The organism is Brevibacillus sp. NPDC003359, from assembly GCF_042878995.1.
GTDB lineage: Bacteria > Bacillota > Bacilli > Brevibacillales > Brevibacillaceae > Brevibacillus.
Window position 1 is genome coordinate 13,595 of sequence record NZ_JBIAOR010000009.1, and the last position, 19,589, is coordinate 33,183.

The following is a 19,589-nucleotide window of genomic DNA, read 5'->3' on the forward strand; positions in this document are numbered from 1 at the left end:
AATCCACTCGCAAATGGTTTTATCGAAAGTCGCGTTGGAAGAAATGCATTTCTTCCCTCACCACGGCCACATCATATAAAACAAAGCTGCCCTCCCACGAATCAGGAGCACAGCTTTTTCTCATTACTATCTTCTCAGCTTTTCATTTGTCGGTGACTTCAACGTCTGCAAACACATGTAGCAGATGATCCCGAACAAAATCGTAATAATCATGGAATGAGTCAGCGTAGCGTACAGGTGAAGCTTGTAAATAATGACGAATCCACCGCTGAATACCTGAGCAATGCAAAGAATAAAACTCAGGATACTTGCACCGTACAGGTCACGCCGTTTTTCCTTGAAATGACGCATACAGTAAAGCATTGTCCCTAACAACAAGAATCCTAACACCATCGCAGCGATTCTGTGGGCAAAATGAATACCGGTCAGCCCGTACAACTCTGGGATGATCTGACCTTGACACAGTGGCCAGTCACTGCATGCCATACTCGAACCTGTATGTCTGACATACGCCCCGAGATAAACGACAGCGTACGTATAAGTTGCGACGAACCACATCCAGTTGCGGAAGCCTTTTGAAACGGTCGTTTTCACCAGGCTTTGCGTTTTTTCTCGCTGATAAACGAACACACTCAACAAGAACACGCCTGAATAAGCAAGCAAGGAGAATCCGAAGTGCAGGGCCAAAACAGATGAGGACTGTGGCCAAATAACGGCAGAAGCGCCGAGAATGGACTCCACTACGATGAAAAACAAACCAAAAATAGCGAGATTGCGTACTTCTTGGTTGCCTTTGTAATAGCGCCAGCAAAGTACGGAGAAAATCACGACAACAATACCGGCAATTCCTGTAATCAGGCGGTGTGAATATTCAATAATGGATGCCAACGTATATTCCGGAACCCATTTTCCGTTGCACAGCGGCCAGTCATTTCCGCAGCCGAGTGCTGAATCTGTCTTGGTAACAAGCGAACCGGCTACCATCACGATAAACATGATCAAAGTAGCAAGAAAAGCTAACGGCTTCAGCCATTTTCCCATAGTAATTCACCCTGTTTCTTGTGAGGATCAAACAACACCTCGTTCTATGTCCTCTTTTACGATAATGAAACATCCCCTGCTAAGCAAGGGATGTTCCGTGAACATTTAGTGAGTGTTTCGTGTCAATAATAGTTGACCATGGTACTAATGACGATCGCTGCACAGAACACAGTCAAATAAAGGATGGAATAGCCGAACAATTTGCGTGCCCAAGTGAGATCATCCTTGGTCTTGAATCCTTGGAAAAGCAAAACCATGTACACAATTCCCATCAAGCCCATGACGAGCAAATACACGTAGCCTAGGCTAGCGTGGACAAACAGCAGCAAAGAAGCCGGGAACAACACCGAACCCCACAGCACCATTTGCCGCTTGGTCTCGGCAAAGCCTTTTACTACCGGTAGCATCGGCAGATTACCTGCACGGTATTCGTCTGTTTTCAGCATCGCCAACGCTAAAAAATGGGGAGGCTGCCACAAGAACAAGACCAGGAACAGCAGCCAAGCAGTCATATCCATGGTGCCTGTTACCGCTACCCATCCAATCACTGGAGGAGCTGCACCTGAAATACCACCAATCACCGTATTGAGTGTTGTCACTCGTTTCAGCGGCGTATAAATCAACACGTAAAAAATATGACCGATCAATCCCCAAACCGCCGCCAAGGGATTCGCATATACAGCCAACACAGTAACCCCTGCCAACAGCAAGCCAATCCCTAAGAGGATCGCGTTACGGGCAGAAATTCTTCCAGTCGCTACCGCACGATTTTGCGTCCGCTTCATTTTTTTGTCTAGATCACGGTCGTAGAAATTATTTAATGCCGCACCCGACATAATGACCAAAGCGGTTCCTAGCATGGTGAAAAGAGCCAGTTTCCAGTTCGGATAACCATAGGACGCTAACCATAAAGCAGCAAAAGTGGTCATCAAGTTTGACAGGGTAATACCGGGCTTCGTCAGTTGTACGTAATCCTGAAAGGTAGCAGGCCCTACCGGCTGTGTCTGCAAAGAAGCCTCGGTATCAAGCGATTCCTGCACGGTCATTTGCTGGTCCACGTTTTGTACCTCCTGTTTCCTTCTATCTGAACATCCGAATCATGACTGGATAAACTACCTACATTGTATCCAATGCCCCAAAAACTACTAAAACGATTACTTACCAAAAATTACATCCAGCACCCCAGACGTCTCGCCACCAGGATAAATCCAGTACAGCAGCATATAAACCGCAGCTCCTGTAATCGAGGTGATAAACCAAACAATAGACGTCCAAGGACCGATCTTACGATGAGAAGCATAGTTTTTCTTGTAAGCGAATCTGAGTGTAATCAAGCCCATCACACCACCGACTGTTGCCAGGACGATGTGGAAAAACAAGAATGTCTGATAGATTGGCTTGATGCTGTCCGGTCCGCCAAAATGCGTATTTCCGACGAATGCCGTTCTGGAAACATAAGTGATAAAGAAGATCGTGGCACAGATCGCAGCCCATTTCATAATCTTCATATGCTTTTCTACTTGTTTTTTCGCAATGAAGTACCAGCCAATCGCAACGAGAATTCCGCTAATGACGATAAAAGCCGTACTAATCGTAGGCAATAAGAGTCCCATTTTTTCACCTCATTTAACAAACATAACTGCTGTTCGCGCGTATTTAAAAAGTCGGCTTTTCAGCACCGAAAGATTGATCCATCGGCAAGTCGTCCTGCTTCTCTGCCTTGTACCAATGGTAGAAGACGTAGGCCAGCACACAGCCGTAAACAAGCTCCTGTACCAGCTTCATAATGATTCCGCCAAGACGCTGATCGTTAAACGCATCGAGGCTCTGGAATAGCTGTGGAGCAGCTATATAAGTAGCGTACAGCGGTTCCGAGGCAAAAATAATCAGCGCACAGGCTGGCGTAATCAAGACACCGTTTGCAAAAACGTACGACAGTTTTTTCAATCCAGCCAGTTGGCGCTTGTTATCAGACAACGGACTCACAATTGGCCACCACATCGCAAATGCAGCAATCACGAGAATGATATGATAAAACGTCATCCACTCATGATTGATCGCGATGGCATCAAAAATAAACGGAACATGGTAAAACGAAAACAGTGAGTTGAACAACAGCGCTGCCACTAACGGATGTGTCAACGAGTTTAGGATGAACTTCATCGCTTTCGGATGGAAGATTTTGGCCAAAAGCCATTCAGGCATTGCCAGAAGCATTAGCGGTGGCAGGGCAAAGTACAAAATCGATTGTTGGAGCATGTGCAAACTAAACATGTAATGATGGCCGTAATAACTGATAGGGCTCCCTTGTGCGGCGTAAAACAACACGATTGCCAACACAAAAAGCAATCTTTGCTTGCTAGTCGCCGGTGTAGCGTTTTCAAAACGCTTATGCATAGGACCTGTTACGAGAAAGTAGACAGTTGTCACGAGCAACGACAAAAGCATCACATCCGGACTCCATAAATCCGAAAAGGTTCCTGTTCCGGTAGCCGGTGACATCTCGTGCATTTGATGTGCATTTCCCATGTATTTATCCTCCCTTCCAAATACAAAATTTTGGACTACGCCACACTCGCTGGGCGTCGTCATATGTACGTTTTGTGACAATATGAAATACCAATTTTTATCTATTAAATGTTGCCCTTGATCCAATCTCCATTATACCGTTGATTCCCTTTTTCTTTGTAGACAAAAATGAACAAAGTGTTGAACAATACAATTCACAAAATTTACACAAAAAAAACCCTTATGATTTGAGTCAACATAGTGGAGGAGAAGAAAAAGCACAGTTCTCTTCGACTCTGACACGCCAGCAGGGGTGATTCACTGGCCGTCTCCACTTCAAAAAGGGGACCGTCGAGCCAAAGCCACCCTACGGACGGAAGTTTCTCAGAGAAGAAGTGTTCGACAATCTGGTCCCCTTTTTGAAGTTCCGACTGGGTTGGCGATGTCAAGGTCTACGAGCCCTGTGCTTTTTCTTCTCACCAGCTTTATTGGTTCATCGGTACCTTTTAAAACCTTTCCTATATGAAAATAAAGAAGAGTCCAGATCTTGTCTGAACTCTTCTTCTCTTCTTATCTTACAATCCAAAGGAAACGAACTTGGTCTCCAAATACTCATCCATTCCGTAGCGGCCACCTTCACGGCCGATTCCGCTTTCTTTGAAACCGCCAAACGGCGCTTGCGTCTGGGTTGGCGATCCGTCATTGATTCCAACGATTCCGTATTCGAGGAGCTCAGCCATACGGAAGCAACGCTGATTATCGCGGGTGTACACATAAGCAGCCAAGCCGTAACGTGTGTCGTTTGCCATCTGTACGACATCCGCTTCCTCTGTAAAACGCACGAGTGGAACGACAGGACCGAATGTTTCCTCAAAGGAGATTTTCATATCCGTTGTAACGCCAGCAATCAAGGTCGGTTCGCAATAGAAGCCTTTCGCGTAATCACCATCAACCAAACGATTTCCGCCGTATACCACTTGCCCGCCTTTGTCCTTGGCGTCCTCGATATGCTCGAGCACTTTGTTCAAGGCACGCTCGTTCACCAGTGGACCGATCTCCGTCTCTTTCTGGCGACCATCCCCTACCTTCGCACGTTTCAGACGCTCTACCAGCTTTTCCGTGAACGCATCTGCGACATCCTCGTGAACGTACAAACGGTTGGTGCAAATGCACATTTGACCGGAGTTACGGAACTTGCTCTCAAACAGACCTTTTACAGCTGCATCCAGGTCAGCATCAGGGAATACGATGAATGGTGCATGCCCACCCAGCTCCATACTTACGCGCTTCACATGCTTCGCTGCGCCTTCCATCAGCAGCTTGCCGACACGAGTGGAGCCTGTAAATCCGATTTTGGAGAGCTTCGGATTGTCGATGAACTCTTTCCCGATCGATTCAGGGTTTCCAATGACGAGGTTTACGACCCCTTTTGGAAAGCCCGCCTGCTCAATCAGCTCAAACATGCGAATTGCAGACAAGGGTGTGCTTTCTGCTGGCTTTAAAACCACCGTGCAGCCCGCAGCCAAAGCCGGAGCGATCTTGCGTGCAACCATATTCACCGGGAAGTTCCATGGGGTAATCGCCCCTACCACCCCTACAGGCTGACGCAGCACCATGATGCGCTTGTTCGCAACAGAGGATGGGATCGTTTCTCCGTTAACACGCTTGGCTTCTTCTGCGTACCAGACAAAGTTATCAGCAGCACCCAGCACCTCGCCTTTTGCCTCGCCCAAAGGCTTGCCCATTTCAGCAGAGATGATCCCAGCCAGCTCATCACGATTGTTTTTCACCAACTCGGACAAGTTGTACAAATATTTGGCGCGCTCGCGAGCAGTCAGTCGAGACCAGCTAGCAAATGCCTGATGAGCAGCGTCGATTGCCTTGTTGGCATCGCGACCATCGCCAAAGGTTACTGCTCCAACTGTTTCGCCTGTAGCGGGATTCGTAATCTGAATGGACTCGCCACTCTCGGCAGTTACCCATTCTCCATTAATAAACATTTGCTTGTACTCTCCCATGACATTCGCTCCTCTCAATCTCTCTCAATAGATTGGTTTTAGGGCCTCAAACGGATTTTTGCAGTGCCGGCAATACAAAATACTTCGACAAGCAGCAGGGCCAAACAAATTCTCCATTTGTGTATGCGGGGAATCACAGTAGGGACAGGCCACTTCCCATGTATCTCCCGGTTTGAAGTCAAGCGATGGTGGCGCGATACCGAAGCTTTTCAGCTTATCGCGAGCATCCAAAGCGATACGATCAGATGTCCAGGCTGGATCATAGACGAACTCTACCTGAACCTGATTGATTCCTTCTGCCTCCACCAGCTTTTCTGTGATGTTCTTCTTCATGATCTCGAGTGCCGGACAGCCGACAAAGGTAGGGAGCACCTCGACGTGTACGATGTCTCCATCGACGCGCACTCTGTGAATCATCCCCATCTCCACCATGCTGATCACCGGAATTTCGGGATCTGTTACTTGCTGCAGCAGTTCCCAGCATGTCGCTTCGAGCCCTTCATGCAGTTGCAGTTCTTCTTGCGCCATGAGAGAATCACTCCTTTTACCAGCCCGCAGCCGGATCAATGCGATACACTTCAGACAAGGTAGCCAAAGCTTTCACCAAATCAGCAGTATGATCACCGTGACGGCCGCGCTCTTGTGACATTCCTGGCTCACCCGGCCAATCAAGGCCAGCTTTATCGAAAATATCTTTGGTCAGCGTCAGCCATTTCTGTTTCAGTTGCTCTTCGTCTGCAATCAGACCGAATTGAACGATATCGACCTGGTTTGGTCCCAGATGAGGGAGCTCCCCGGCATCCTTCCAAACTTTTGCAATCGCTGCCTCCAGCCTCTGACGCGCATCAGCGGTACTGTTCGCCAACTGCTTCAACCAAACTTGCCAGTGCATCAGATGATAACGATGCTCCGTCATCATTTTGCGACTGACCAGTGCGAGTGGTGCGTATGACGACTGCGTGAGAGCCTCCAAGCGAACCTGCTTGTATAAGCCGTACACATAACTGCGAACAATCGCATAAGCCCAATCGTAATGAGGATGATCGTTGTATTCGCCATCGCCGTTTTTACGCTCTACCAAGATCGCATTGGAAAACGCCTTCGCCTCGCGCAGCTGTGCGAGATCGTCTGCTTTGCCTACCCCTAGTTGCTCAAGCATTTCATAAAACATTACGGCATGGCCCATCATGTCCTGAGACATCGAGGAAAAAGCCACATCTTCTTCAATATGCGGAGCCAGCCCAAGCCATTCCGATCCGCGATACGCCAATATAAAATCGTCATCAGCAAGCTGGAACAACAGACTGGTCAAAGCTTTTGCGAATGCCGGATTTTGTTTTGCTGCTTTCACTGTTTCTACATGTAAACGGTCGCCCATGATTGTCTCCCTCCTGCTTAGCTGCCGTTGCCTGCATGCTTCTGTTTTTCTTCGTACTGATCGCGATGGTGGCGCCATCTCGACTGCAAGTCGCCGTATCCTTTGGTCTCCCGATAGCTCTTGTTGTCGAGTCTTTCTAAGAAAGGACGCTCCTCTGGCGGCAGTCCAAAAATGTCGTCGCGCTTGACTACCCACAAATTAAAACAAGGTTCGCGGCGCAGGAAGTTCTCCCTCGCCATGCTCAATGCGACTTCTTTATTGGGTGCCAACAAACTGAACTGTTGAACGAACGGAGCATTTACACTTTTTTGACTGAATACCTCATATATGAAAAAGTTTTCGTTGCTCATCCAAATTCACCTACCCTACTTGTCGGCCGTACGACATAATCGCGTCGCGCACCCATTTGGTTTCCTCATAAGACATTACCCGAAGATTCAGACGGTGAGCGGAGCGTGGTCCGTTACCCTTGACGATTTGCTTGAACTCTTCCCAGTCAGGCTGTTGGTAGACCCATTTGTCTCCTGCCTCGTCGAAGTAAATCGTATCGTCTGGAACTGTGAAGCCAAGGTGGAAAATGCGCGGCAAATACTTTTTCAGGAATATTTGGCGCAATTCTTCATTGGTCTGTGTGCGAATCTTATAGCGCATGTTGGCTTCCTGATTGCTTGTAATGTTGCCGTTTTCCGGCGGTCCGAAAAACATCAAGAGCGCAGGCCACCAACGATGAATGGCATCTTGCAGCATTTGGCGCTGTTCATCGGTGCCTTCTGCCAGCTCCAAGACGATGCTCTCCCCGTGTTGAGCGTGGAACTTTTCTTCGGCACAGATCCGATGCAGAGCGCGTGCGTAAGGTGCATAAGATGTATCGAGGGACATCGATTGCGTAATGATAGCCGCTCCGTCAACTAGCCAGCCAATGACACCAGCATCTGCCCACGTAGGCGCTTCCATGTGAAATACATTGTGAAATTTCAGTCTTTTCGAAAACAAATCATTCATGATATCCTCGCGCGTCTTGCCCAATGGCTCAAGTAAGTCTTCGGCAACGCGAAGCAGCAGTTGACCATGCCCCATCTCGTCCTGGACCTTTGCCATAATCGCCAGCTTTCTGCGCAGTGTCGGCGCCTTTGGAACCCATTCTTTTTCCGGCAAGGCACCCATGATCTCACTGATGCCATGCATCGAAATCAGCTTGATCAACTGGTTGCGATAGTCATCTGGCATCCAATCGTCTGCCTCTATTTTTTCCCCGCGGTCGATTTTCGCTAAAAACGCTTCCAACTTTTCGTTTTCAGTCAGATCGGCCTGTTCGATCCTCGTTTGCATGGAGAAAGCCCTCCTTTTATCAGATATGCATTATGTTAAAATTATAATACGTTTTTATAACGCAATAATAACATAACGTCATACGTTTTTGCAATACGCTTACATAGGGAGTCACCTATTCTCCGCGCCCAGTTATCTCTGCTGCCTTTTTCAATTGCTCAGCCATATGCCGCAGCTCTTGCATGACTGCATCCAGCTCCTGTATTCGCGTCGACTGCTGCACGCTGTGATTCATCGTCTTGTCCATTTCGCCAGTTACCGTCCCCACGAGTGCATACATTTCATCTAATAGACGGAAAATGCCCTTCGCTGAAGTAGCAGTCGTCTGGGAAAGCTGACGGATTTCCTCTGCGACCACGGAAAAGCCGCGACCGGCAGCACCTGCACGTGCCGCTTCGAGGACGGCATTCAAGCCGAGTACATTGGAGCGCGTCGAGATATTGCGGATCAATTCGTTGATCTGGGTCGTCTCTGTAATTTTCAGCCCTAATTGACCCGCTGCATCACTAAGCGTGTGGCTAGCTTGCGCCAAATTATCCGCGTCCTTTGCCAGACTTTCTGTATGCTGTGCGATATTTTCCAGAGCGTCCGTCAAGTTTTGGGCCAAACCGTGCAAGCGATCCTCTTGATCGGTCGTCACACCTGTCGCCAAGCAACCGACCACTTGCCCGTTTTCCACGAGCGGATAACCGACTGCAATATACGGAATGCCGTAGAGCTCTTTGGAAATCTTCTTCACGACCCTTTTGCCCTCTTTTACCGCCGTCGCATTGATACTCCCTGGGCGCAAATCGTCTCCTACTCGAATTCCCAGGTTCAAGCCTTGTGCTGGATAATAGGCGAGAAACTTCTCCTTGTCGGTAACTCCCACCATACATTCGGACAAAAATGCCTTTTGTAAAATCGGTGCAACCATTAAGACGCTATTCAGCAATTGAGACATCTCTTATCCTCCTACCTTTGTGATGAAAACAACGATTCCCCCCGCGTTCTTCTTCACGACGCGGAGGGAACAGCCTTACTGCTTTTCCTTATTGAACGAGCTGGAATTTGCCATCCTTCACTTCAACCATGATCATACTGTCTTCTGTCAGACCGTTATGATCATCTGCCGTGAACTTGAATTCTCCGGTTACCCCTACATATTTCACCTTGTCCAATACTTCGCCCAGTTTGGATGCATCGCCGCCTGCTTGCTTCAAGCCTTCCACGAGCAAATTCAATCCGTCGTATCCGTATCCCGCGAAACCGTCTGGCTGTGTATTGAAGGCAGCTTGATAGCCATCCACGAATTTTTTGATGATGGCAGATTGCGGATCGTCTGCAGCTACTTGTTCAGGGATGAGCAGTTTTCCAGCTACCATCAGGACACCCTCGCCAGAATCTCCAATCAGTTCGAGGAATTTGCTGTTCGCAGAGCCATGGCTGCTAATGATCGGAATGGTAAGGTTCAGTTGCTTGGCTTCCTTCACAATCGTTGCAGGTCCAGGATTCGTACCTGCCACAATCAATGCCTGCGCATCAGTCCCTTTGATCTTGGTCAGTTGCGAGCTCATGGACGGGTCTTTTGTGCCGTATTTTTCTTCAGCTACAATCGTAATGCCGTATTCAGGCGCATATTTTTGTAATTGCGTCGTCCAGCCACTTCCGTATGGATTGCTGTCATTGAGCGTAGCAATTTTCGTAATGCCTTTTTCCTTCAAATATTTGAAGATGCGCTTCGTTCCGTGTACATCTGTGTGCGGTGTTTTGTAAATGCCCGCACGAACCGGGTTGGTGATTTGGTCTGCGGCTGCCATCGAGATCAGCGGGAGCTTTTCTGCTGCGGCATACTCAGCCATCCCGAGAGATGGACCACTACCCGAGGAGCCGAGTACAGCTACGACCTTTTCTTTCGAAGCGAGCTTTTTGATCGCTTTTACCGCTTCTGTATTGTCAGACTTGTCGTCTTCAAAAATGACTTCTACCGGTCGGCCATCCACTCCGCCTGCACCGTTGATTTCTTTTACCAACAGCTCTACCGCTTGCTTCTCCGGTACGCCGAGCGGGCTGTTCGGACCCGTCAGCGAGAAAATAGCGCCGACCTTGATCGGTTCCTTGCTGGCGCCACCAGTGCCTGACTCTGCTGCTGGCGTAGCGCCGCCTCCACAGGCGCTCAAAAACACGAGTGAAGCGACTGCTGCTGGAAATAGCCATTTTTTGAATGTTTGTTTTTTCATGGGTGTACCCCCTCATGTATGTGGTTGGTCTTGATCAAACTGCTATGTTGGCTACACTGCTTCGTGGGAGCTTCCCAAATAAGCAGATTGCACACGCGGGTCATTGCTAATCTCGTCTGCCTTCCCTTCCAGCATGACAGTTCCCGTACTGAGTACGTATGCCCGGTCGGAAATCGCGAGCGCTGCGCGAGCATTTTGCTCGACCAATAGAACCGTGGTGCCCCACTCCGAGCGAATCTCCTGCACAATCGTCAGGATTTCTTTGGCAATCAGTGGAGCCAATCCTAGTGAAGGCTCGTCCAACAAGAGAAGCTGCGGTCGAGACAAGAGCGCCCTGCCGATAGCGAGCATCTGCTGCTGTCCTCCGGAAAGCGTTCCTCCGAGCTGCCATTTCCGCTCTGCCAAAATCGGAAAGCGTTCGTACACCGTCTCCATTTCTTTGGCAATTTCCTTTTTGCTCGTCTTGGGCATCCGATGCGATGCACCCAGCCACAGATTGTCCTCGACTGTCAACGTGGAAAAAATCTGTCTACGCTCCGGTACATGTGCCATGCCTCGAGGTACCACCAGCTCCGCAGGAACACGCGTAATATCCGTATCACGAAACCAAATCTTGCCTTCCTTGTCGCCGTGCAAACCACAGATACAGTTCAAAAGCGTCGTTTTTCCTGCTCCATTTGCACCTAACAGGGAGACGATTTCGCCTTCGTTCACTTGCAGAGTAATGCCGTGCAGCACCTCCACCGGACCGTAGCGAGCCGTGATGTTGTCTACTGTAAGGACTGCCTTCCCCATGTTTGTCCACCTCTTTCGCGCTTCATTCTGCACCCAGATACGCCGCAATCACTCGCGGGTTCTCCTGAATCTCACGCGGGGTTCCTTCTGCGATTTTTGATCCTTGATCCAATACAACGATGCGGTCCGCAATCGTCATGATCATGTCCATGTCATGCTCCACCAGTAAAATAGCCGTTCCGTTGTCGCGAATCTCGCAAAACATGCGGCTCATCTCCGCCGTCTCGGTATGGTTCAGACCCGCAGCAGGCTCATCCAACAAAAGCAGCCGCGGCTTGGCTACCATCGCGCGGGCAATTTCCATCAGCCGCAGCTTCCCGTATGACAGACTACCAGCTAGCGAGGATGCTACCTCTGCCAGTCCTACATTCGCTATCCACGTCTGCGCCTGCTCCTGCATCAGCTTCTCTTCCTTACGGGACTTTGCTAGATTCATGCCACAGGAAAAGAGACTCGCGCTTGTTTTGGTATGCATGCCTACCATGACGTTTTCCAAGACAGTCATATCGTCAAACGTTTGGAGGTTTTGAAAGGTTCGTGTGATGCCTAATCCGGCATATTCGTAGCCTTGCACAAGTGTCAACGGCTGGCTGCTGAAGCGAATCTCTCCTTCCGAAGGCGGAATCACACCCGACACCATGTTGAGCACGGTGCTTTTTCCAGCGCCGTTCGGACCGATCAGCGCGAGAATCTCTCCTTCCCGCACCTGAAAATCTACTTGATTTACTGCCCGTACGCCGCCAAAATCGCGAGAGAGCTTTTGCACATCCAAAAGTGTTGTCATGTGGCAGCCTTCCTTTCCACCTGCTGCTTTCGCTGTGCTTCATCAGCCATGGCCTTCGCCTTTTTCGCCTGCCCTTTTTCAAAAGCAGCCCGGATGCGCGGAACCAATCCTTCCGGCATGAACATGATGATCAGCACGAGAATCGCACCGAATACAATCGTGTCCACATCCCCCTGCAAGCCCGGCACTACTTCACTCAAGAGATTCAGCCCTTCACTGATAAAACCGATCAGGATCGTCCCGATCAAAGCGCCCCAGATGCTTGTCATCCCTCCGATGACGACCATCGTCAGAAACTTGATCGACTCGTGCAGTCCGAACGGCTGCGGGTCGAGAATTCCCATGTAATGTGCGTACAAGCCACCGGAAATACCCGCGAACATGCCGCTTACCACAAAGGCATTCAGCTTAAACTTGCGGACATCAATTCCCATCGAGGTCGCGGCAATCTCACTTTTGTGAATCGCCCGAAACGCTCTGCCGACGCGTGAATTCAACAGATTAAGCGAGAAAAGCAGCACACAGGTGACAACTCCCCAGATCAGAAAGTACATGGACAGCTCGCTATCACCGAAGAACGTCATCTGCGGAATGCTGATCATCCCGTTTGCTCCACCCGTAACCGGCTCCCATTCCGTAATCCCGATCTGGACGATGTAGCCAAATGCAAGTGTCGCCATCGCGAGGTAGTAGCCTTGCAGCCCCGCTATCGCCCGCCCGAGGATAAAGGCGAATAACCCTGGAACAATCGCAGCTGCGATGAGGCCGATAAATGGCGACAGACCGTACTTCGTCGTCAATACTGCCGACGTGTAGGCACCGATCCCCCAAAACGCTGCTTGTCCCAGCGAAATTTGTCCCGCCAGCCCCATCACAAGGCATAGCCCGATCGTTACGATTGCTTGAAGACCGATAATAATTCCGACAGAACGATAGTATTCATCTGGCATAACGAATGGGAAAAGAATCATCAAAAACAGGTAGATCCCAATGCTTTTTCCCCACTTATCGATAATCTGCTTCATCATAGCCCTCCTTTTCCAACGCTGCGTTCTCCAAAGATGCCGGATGGCTTAATTAATAGCATACCGATCAACACCAGAAAGGCGATCGCGTCCTTCATACCGGAACTGATGTAACCAGCTCCCAGCGATTCCACGATCCCGAGTAAAAAGGCGGCTACGGCTGCCCCCAATGGATTTCCCAGTCCGCCAAGAATGGCCGCGGAAAAACCTTTGATTCCGAGCAGCACGCCGATATCGTAGGACGTTACGGAAAGCGGAGCGATCACGATTCCTGCAATCGCTCCCGTTGCTCCACTGATGGCAAAGGCCAGCATACTCATCTTTGTCGGGCTGATCCCCATCAGGCGAGCTGCCATCGGGTTGATTGAACAGGCGTTAATTTTTTTGCCGAGAATCGTCTTGTCCATCAAATACCAAAGTAAAAAAAGAATGATGAGAACAGCAGCCAAAATCCAGACACTTTGTTGCGCGATCATGACGCCGCCGATGGAAATCGGCTCATTGCTCGTAATCGGTTCAAGTGCAAACGCATCTTTTCCCCAAATAAAGCTGGCAATGCCGCGAATCAATGTGGAAATCCCTATCGTCAAAATAATCAAACTAATTGGATTAGCTTTTTTGACGTAAGCGATTACATATTTCTGCATCAAGACCCCAATCAAGGTGACCAGGAGGATTGCAAGCAATGCCGCCAATCCATATGGAAGCTTCATGCCAATCAAGGCGACTGTGACCATTCCACCCAGCATCAAAAATTCACCCTGTGCCAGATTAATTACCTTGCTTACGTTGTAAATCGTGATGAAACCAATCGCTACGATCGCGTAAATCCCGCCACTGACGAGGCCGTTTGCAACGTACTGCAGCAATTCCGTCATATTCGTGCTGTACCCCCTTTGTTTCTCGTTCACCAGACTACGCCCAAGTAAAACGCTTACATTTTAAATAATGGAAAATCATGAGTTAAAAAAGGACCCTAGACGTGCTAGGGCCTTTCCTTCGCAGCTATCGCCTATGCGGATGGCGCAGCTTCATACACGGTCTCGAAGAATCGTACTGCCCCTGGATTCAATAACTGGTAGTAGTTTTGGAACAACTGATCCGCCTCTTTGCCCAACCACAGCTCTGGCAACAATTCCTGCGGCAAATCAGGATCGATGAACAAAAACTTGCGGTATTGGTGGACAAGCTTTGTCTTTTCCACAAAGCAATGGCTGTCTGGAACTTCTTCCCCACTGCTGAGTTTTGCAGAAAGCTGCTCGTATTCTTCTCGGTAGGCATCGATGAACGCCTTGTATTTTTCATTGATTTCATCGATATCCCAGCATTTCTGCACGAGCTGCTTCGGATTGCTCCAGCCCATGTGCTCTGATGTGAAAATCTCGACATACTCTGTAATCTCGTGCGCTTCCGTCAGGTCCTTCACGCGATCACTGAGGTTATTCGGGCTGATCCATGTGCTGGTCGTCAGCATCCCGAAGCCCATCCAGCCCAGCTCCTTGCGCAGTTGATCCCTCAGCGCTCGACGCTCCTCTGGGATATTGTAGCTGGCAATGCACCACTTGCCATCCCACACATCTGTCTCGACCTTATAAATACGCGCCGCTGCCTCTTCCAGCCGCTTTTTGCCGCGCTCGGATACCGAGTAGAAGCTGCGGTTCCCTACTTTTCGCGATTCCAGCCAGCCTTGGCGAAGCATCCGGGAGATCGCTGCACGAACAGCCGGCTCCGACAGTCCGAATTCCCCCATCAGCTTGGTCAGACTACCAATCCAGATTTCGCTTCCATAATGGCGGACGTATTCACCGTAAATTGTAAAAAGCATGGATTGTGGCTTCACGTTTCTTCTACCCCCAAATCGATTCATACCTATATGCTGTGTGAAATTGTACCATATTCTTTAGGAAGTGCGTGAATCGATCGAGAGTATATGACGATAAAATCGTATAACGTAATTTAAACGTAATTATAGTAAAACATTTTAAAAGAGTCAATTTATTCTGTTAGATTTATTTTTGCCCATTTACTTGCTGATTGATCTCAGATTGCAAGTCCTCAAAACGACGTTTGATCTCGTCCTTTTTGAAGATGGCCTGGACAAACGTGCCGAGCCCTACACGATTACGCGTAGTGTCCGCCGTAACCTCGCACACTACGCGTTTTTCGGTAACCTGCACACAGATGGCCCGGAACGTGACCTCCTGACCAATTACTGCCGGGCCGACATGTTTGATGTCTACAGCAAATCCCGAGCCCTCTTCATCGGCTTCCAGGTACGGTAAAATGACGCGTCTTCCCGCCCATTCCATGTAATAAATCATACTGACTGTCGACATCACGGGATGCACGACTTGCCCCTCAAAAACAGGCAGCATGTCCTTTGTCACTGTCACAGTAAATTCTTCCGTCGTACCCGGCTGCAGTCTATCTATCAAGAGTATCTGCCTCCCTATCTGCCCAAGCTACACACGTTCGATAATCGTCGCAATTCCTTGTCCAACTCCAATGCACATCGCTGCCAACCCGTAACGGGCATCACGACGCTCCATTTCATACAGGAGAGTAGTAAGGATGCGCGCACCGCTACATCCGAGCGGATGTCCCAAAGCAATCGCGCCACCATTTACGTTGACCAGATCAGGGTTGACCCCCAGCTCGCGTACACTCGCTACTGCCTGCGCCGCAAAAGCCTCATTGAATTCGAACAGATCAATCTGCGTAAGTGACAAGCCTGCCTGCTTCAGTACTTTGCGCGTAGCAGGTACAGGGCCAATTCCCATCACGGAAGGATCTACCCCTGCCACTGCGGAAGCGACGATCCTTGCACGAGGCTTCAAGCCGGCCGCAAGAGCCGCTTCCTGTTCCATGATGAGCAACGCGCATGCTCCATCGTTTAGACCGCTAGAATTGCCTGCTGTTACGCTGCCATCCACTTGGAATGCTGGTTTCAGCTTTTGCAGCTGTTCGAGGGTCGTCTCAGGACGTGCATGCTCATCGTGTTCAAACAACGTACTCTCGCCTTTGCGCCCTTTCAGCTCTACGGGAACGATCTCTGCATTCCACTTTCCTTCTGTCAAAGCGCGTGCGTAATTTTGCTGACTGCGCATAGCAAACTCATCCTGCGCTTCGCGACTGATTCCGTATTGCTCTGCTACCTTCTCCGCCGTTTCCCCCAAGCTGATCGGTGGATACATCTCGTTCATTTTTTCGTTAACCAATCGCCAGCCCAACGTCGTATCGACCAACTGCTGATTGCCGCGCTGAAAAGCCGTGCCAGGCTTCATCATCACCAGCGGAGAGCGCGTCATGCTCTCTGTCCCGCCCGCGATATACACGTGACCTGCTCCGGCTTTGATTGCATTCGCACTTTGGTTCACAGCCTCCAGACCTGAGCCGCACAGGCGGTTCACTGTCACTCCCGGCACCTCGACAGGCAGTCCCGCCAACAGAAGTGACATACGCGCGACATTGCGGTTGTCTTCCCCAGCCTGATTGGCACAACCCATGATGACATCATCAATCGTCTTCGGATCGATGGAGTTGCGTTCCAGCAGCTTTTGAATCACCAATGCACCCAGGTCATCCGGGCGCACATCCTTCAACGCACCACCAATACGGCCGATTGGTGTGCGCACAGCATCTATGATGACAGGTGTACTCATTCTTCCACTCCTCCCTTGCACTAGGGCTTTTTCTATAACGCTTCTACTAACGTGGCCAATCCCTGACCGCCGCCTATGCACAACGAAACGATTCCGTATTTCTTTTGGCGACGTCTCAGCTCGAATAGAATCGTTCCTGCCAGACGGGCACCGCTCATTCCGAGTGGATGACCCATCGCGATTGCCCCACCGTTTACATTGGTTTTCAGAGGGTCTAGTCCCAGTTCGCGCATGCAGGCGAGTGACTGGGAAGCAAAAGCTTCATTTAACTCAAACAGATCGATCTGCTCTACGGTCATGTTCGTTTCTGCAAGCAGCTTGCGGATCGCAGCGACCGGACCAATGCCCATAATGCGTGGATCAACACCAGCACTGACGAAATGAACAATGCGTCCTAAAGGAGCGACGCCTGTCTTTTGCAGCATTTCTTCATTCATCAAGAGCAAGGCCGCTGCGCCATCGTTTATACCAGAGGAGTTGCCTGCTGTGACACTACCATCTTTTTGGAAGGCAGGTCGCAACTTGGACAATGACTCCACACTGGAATCTCTTCTTGGGAATTCATCCGTATCAAACAGTGTTTCTTCCCCTTTTTTCCCTTTCAACGTGATCGGAATGATCTCGTCGCGGAACAGACCTGCATCTATAGCGTTAATGGCCCGAGCTTGGCTCTCTGCTGCAAAACGATCTTGATCCTCGCGACTGATGCCGAATTGCTCCGCCACGTTTTCCGCTGTATCTCCCATGGTCAGATCGCCATATAGCGAGACAGGCGCAGAACGAGGTCCGCCAAAGGACTCGATCAGCATCTGTCCCCCACGTTGATACGGCTGCTCGAATTTTTCCATGATGTACGGTGAACGAGTCAAATTCTCTACACCGCCTGCCAGCATGACCTGACTATGTCCTGCCTGGATGGACTGCGCAGCCAAATTGACTGCCTCTAGCCCGGATGCACACACCCGATTCACAGTCAGTCCAGGTATGGTGTCAGGAAGCCCTGCTTTCAGCAGACCGACGCGTGCTATGTTAATAAACGGCCCGGCCGATATGACGTTTCCCATGATGACCCCATCAACAATCTCACCGGATTGTCCTGCCTTCGCAAGCGCTCCATTCAAGACAATGGCTGTCAGGTCGTCGATGGGGGTGTTCTTTAGACTTCCGCCCAGCTTACCTATTGGTGTTCGTACTGCTGCTGCTACGTACACATCCTTGTTAGTCAAGCTCATTCCTCTACACCCACTTTGTCCTCGTACGAGTAAAAGCCTTGCCCGCTGCGTATGCCGACACGCCCTGCCAGCACCAGCTTTCGCAAGAGTGGCGCTGTGCGATAACGCTCCTCGGCCAGATCACGTTGCAAGCCTCTCGATATCGCAAAAATCTCATCCAAGCCGATGCGATCTGCCCATTCAAGAGGTCCGAATGGGTAGCTGGTGCCTTTTTTCATCGCGATATCGATATCCGCCGCTGTTGCTGCTTTTTCCATCAAGGTAAAGGCGGCCTCGTTGATAATGAGCGTTAAAATACGCGGGAACACGAGACCTACCTCGTCGTTTACAGTTTCCGTCTCTTTCCCGAGCGATTGAAAAAAGCCTTCGGTTGCCTGAATCGTATCCAGCTCCGTTTGCAGGGCAGGGGCAATCTCGATCAGCTCACGATCAACCAAAGGCACGAGCGTTCCAAACCCGCAAACGCGTTCAGGATGCTGTGTCCAAGACGCTACCTCTGTCGCTGTAATCGCCAGCGAAGTCGTGATAATCGGGACGGTTGGTGGCAACAGGTCATCCAGCTCGCGTACCTGCCTTTTTTTCGCCTGCATATCGACGCTGTTCACTTCCACAGCCAACTCAACCTGCTCCGGTTCTGCCATCGCCTCTGCAAGCGTAAGCACCTGATAGCCTCTTTCCACCATCAAATGATTCAACTCTGCGAACAGCGGGCTGGTGCCCACGAGCAATACAGCCTTATTTGTTATAGTCATAGAAGCCTTCCCCCGTCTTTCTGCCCAAGCTGCCGGACTGAACCATTTGTTGCTGAATCCGGCTAGGCTTAAATCGTCCTTCATGGAAGAAGTCGGTATAGACCGATTTGGTGGTGGCAAAATTGATGTCGATGCCAATCATGTCTTGCAGCTCGAACGGTCCCATTTTGAATCCGCCAGCCAGCTTCATGATGCGGTCAATCTGCTCCACACCTGCCACATGATCGCCCAGGATGCGCAATGCTTCGTTATAGTAAGGCCGTGCGATTCGATTGACGATAAAGCCAGGGGTATCCGTTACCAGGACAGGCACCTTGCCCAACTCTTGCGCAAATCGATACGCCACCTCCACATTTTCCTCGCTCGATTTTTTCCCGCGTATGACCTCAACCAAGGGCATGACGGGTGCCGGATTGAAAAAATGAAGCCCGAGAATGCGCTCGGGATGCGATAGCCCCCCTGCAATCTCCGTAATCGAGATGGAGGAAGTATTCGTTAATAAAAGGGCATCCTCTCTGCAAATCCCGCAAAGCTGGCTGAAAATGCTTTTTTTCAAATCCAGGCGCTCTGGCACTGCTTCGATGACGATATCGCAGTCTGCCAACTGCTCCATTTCCGAAACGAGATGGACCAGCTCTAGCGTCTCTGTCATTTCTTGTTCACTGATTTTGTTTTTCTCCACGTCTTTTGTCAGGAACGATTGCAAATAGACAAGCGCTTTGTCCAACACTGCCTGATTCGCATCCAGCAGCACGACCTGATGTCCTTTGCGAGCGCAGACGAGAGCGATCCCCGCTCCCATCGTTCCCGCCCCGATGACGCCTACTGTTTTCATACTCACTTGGG

The 19,589-nt window shown here is 50.0% G+C and carries 21 protein-coding genes; all 21 read right to left on the bottom strand.

Features of this window, described 5'->3' with window-relative positions; all coding sequences use genetic code 11:
- Positions 1-126: 126 nt before the first annotated feature.
- Positions 127-1,041, bottom strand: a complete 915-nt coding sequence (locus tag ACFYU8_RS19925) for a COX15/CtaA family protein (RefSeq protein WP_390303127.1) — start codon at positions 1,039-1,041, stop codon at positions 127-129.
- 122 nt (positions 1,042-1,163) lie between these two features.
- On the bottom strand, positions 1,164-2,099 hold the full coding sequence (cyoE, locus tag ACFYU8_RS19930; RefSeq protein WP_390303124.1) for a heme o synthase: 936 nt from the start codon (positions 2,097-2,099) through the stop codon (positions 1,164-1,166).
- Between the two features lie 96 nt (positions 2,100-2,195).
- The gene (locus ACFYU8_RS19935) at positions 2,196-2,654 is read right to left on the bottom strand and encodes a DUF420 domain-containing protein (protein WP_390303121.1); all 459 of its coding nucleotides are present in this window, start codon (positions 2,652-2,654) and stop codon (positions 2,196-2,198) included.
- A gap of 43 nt (positions 2,655-2,697) precedes the next feature.
- Positions 2,698-3,570 carry a cytochrome c oxidase assembly protein gene (locus tag ACFYU8_RS19940; RefSeq protein ID WP_390303118.1) on the bottom strand — a complete coding sequence of 291 codons (873 nt, stop codon included), beginning with the start codon at positions 3,568-3,570 and terminating at the stop codon, positions 2,698-2,700.
- Positions 3,571-4,124: 554 nt separating this feature from the next.
- On the bottom strand, positions 4,125-5,567 hold the full coding sequence (locus ACFYU8_RS19945; protein WP_390303115.1) for an NAD-dependent succinate-semialdehyde dehydrogenase: 1,443 nt from the start codon (positions 5,565-5,567) through the stop codon (positions 4,125-4,127).
- 24 nt (positions 5,568-5,591) lie between these two features.
- The gene (paaD, locus tag ACFYU8_RS19950; RefSeq protein WP_390303112.1) at positions 5,592-6,095 is read right to left on the bottom strand and encodes a 1,2-phenylacetyl-CoA epoxidase subunit PaaD; all 504 of its coding nucleotides are present in this window, start codon (positions 6,093-6,095) and stop codon (positions 5,592-5,594) included.
- 16 nt (positions 6,096-6,111) lie between these two features.
- Positions 6,112-6,945, bottom strand: a complete 834-nt coding sequence (gene paaC / locus ACFYU8_RS19955; RefSeq protein WP_390303109.1) for a 1,2-phenylacetyl-CoA epoxidase subunit PaaC — start codon at positions 6,943-6,945, stop codon at positions 6,112-6,114.
- A 17-nt stretch (positions 6,946-6,962) separates the two neighbouring features.
- The gene (gene paaB, locus ACFYU8_RS19960) at positions 6,963-7,295 is read right to left on the bottom strand and encodes a 1,2-phenylacetyl-CoA epoxidase subunit PaaB (protein ID WP_390303106.1); all 333 of its coding nucleotides are present in this window, start codon (positions 7,293-7,295) and stop codon (positions 6,963-6,965) included.
- A 10-nt stretch (positions 7,296-7,305) separates the two neighbouring features.
- Positions 7,306-8,274: a 1,2-phenylacetyl-CoA epoxidase subunit PaaA gene (gene paaA, locus ACFYU8_RS19965; RefSeq protein ID WP_390303103.1), complete on the bottom strand. Its 969-nt coding sequence runs from the start codon at positions 8,272-8,274 to the stop codon at positions 7,306-7,308.
- 115 nt (positions 8,275-8,389) lie between these two features.
- On the bottom strand, positions 8,390-9,217 hold the full coding sequence (locus ACFYU8_RS19970; protein ID WP_390303100.1) for a methyl-accepting chemotaxis protein: 828 nt from the start codon (positions 9,215-9,217) through the stop codon (positions 8,390-8,392).
- An 88-nt stretch (positions 9,218-9,305) separates the two neighbouring features.
- Entirely contained in the window at positions 9,306-10,493 is a 1,188-nt protein-coding gene (locus tag ACFYU8_RS19975; protein ID WP_390303097.1) for an ABC transporter substrate-binding protein, read from the bottom strand.
- Positions 10,494-10,544: 51 nt separating this feature from the next.
- Positions 10,545-11,288, bottom strand: coding sequence for an ABC transporter ATP-binding protein (locus ACFYU8_RS19980; protein WP_390303094.1), 744 nt, complete (start codon positions 11,286-11,288; stop codon positions 10,545-10,547).
- Between the two features lie 22 nt (positions 11,289-11,310).
- Complete coding sequence (locus tag ACFYU8_RS19985; RefSeq protein WP_390303091.1) at positions 11,311-12,072, bottom strand: ABC transporter ATP-binding protein; 762 nt, start codon at positions 12,070-12,072, stop codon at positions 11,311-11,313.
- A complete protein-coding gene (locus ACFYU8_RS19990; RefSeq protein WP_390303088.1) occupies positions 12,069-13,100 on the bottom strand; it encodes a branched-chain amino acid ABC transporter permease in 1,032 nt (343 codons plus the stop codon). The genes ACFYU8_RS19985 and ACFYU8_RS19990 overlap by 4 nt, the downstream gene beginning before the upstream one ends.
- Complete coding sequence (locus tag ACFYU8_RS19995) at positions 13,097-13,975, bottom strand: branched-chain amino acid ABC transporter permease (RefSeq protein ID WP_390303084.1); 879 nt, start codon at positions 13,973-13,975, stop codon at positions 13,097-13,099. The genes ACFYU8_RS19990 and ACFYU8_RS19995 overlap by 4 nt, the downstream gene beginning before the upstream one ends.
- Before the next feature lie 134 nt (positions 13,976-14,109).
- On the bottom strand, positions 14,110-14,937 hold the full coding sequence (paaX, locus tag ACFYU8_RS20000; protein WP_390303081.1) for a phenylacetic acid degradation operon negative regulatory protein PaaX: 828 nt from the start codon (positions 14,935-14,937) through the stop codon (positions 14,110-14,112).
- A 169-nt stretch (positions 14,938-15,106) separates the two neighbouring features.
- A complete protein-coding gene (locus ACFYU8_RS20005) occupies positions 15,107-15,532 on the bottom strand; it encodes a thioesterase family protein (RefSeq protein ID WP_390303078.1) in 426 nt (141 codons plus the stop codon).
- A gap of 27 nt (positions 15,533-15,559) precedes the next feature.
- Positions 15,560-16,759, bottom strand: coding sequence for a thiolase family protein (locus ACFYU8_RS20010; protein ID WP_390303075.1), 1,200 nt, complete (start codon positions 16,757-16,759; stop codon positions 15,560-15,562).
- 32 nt (positions 16,760-16,791) lie between these two features.
- Positions 16,792-17,991 (bottom strand): thiolase family protein, encoded by a 1,200-nt coding sequence (locus ACFYU8_RS20015; protein ID WP_390303072.1) that lies wholly within the window; start codon positions 17,989-17,991, stop codon positions 16,792-16,794.
- A complete protein-coding gene (locus ACFYU8_RS20020; RefSeq protein ID WP_390303069.1) occupies positions 17,988-18,743 on the bottom strand; it encodes a 3-hydroxyacyl-CoA dehydrogenase family protein in 756 nt (251 codons plus the stop codon). Before ACFYU8_RS20020 ends, ACFYU8_RS20015 begins: the two co-directional genes overlap by 4 nt.
- On the bottom strand, positions 18,727-19,584 hold the full coding sequence (locus tag ACFYU8_RS20025) for a 3-hydroxyacyl-CoA dehydrogenase family protein (RefSeq protein ID WP_390303066.1): 858 nt from the start codon (positions 19,582-19,584) through the stop codon (positions 18,727-18,729). The genes ACFYU8_RS20020 and ACFYU8_RS20025 overlap by 17 nt, the downstream gene beginning before the upstream one ends.
- Between the last annotated feature and the right edge of the window lie 5 nt (positions 19,585-19,589).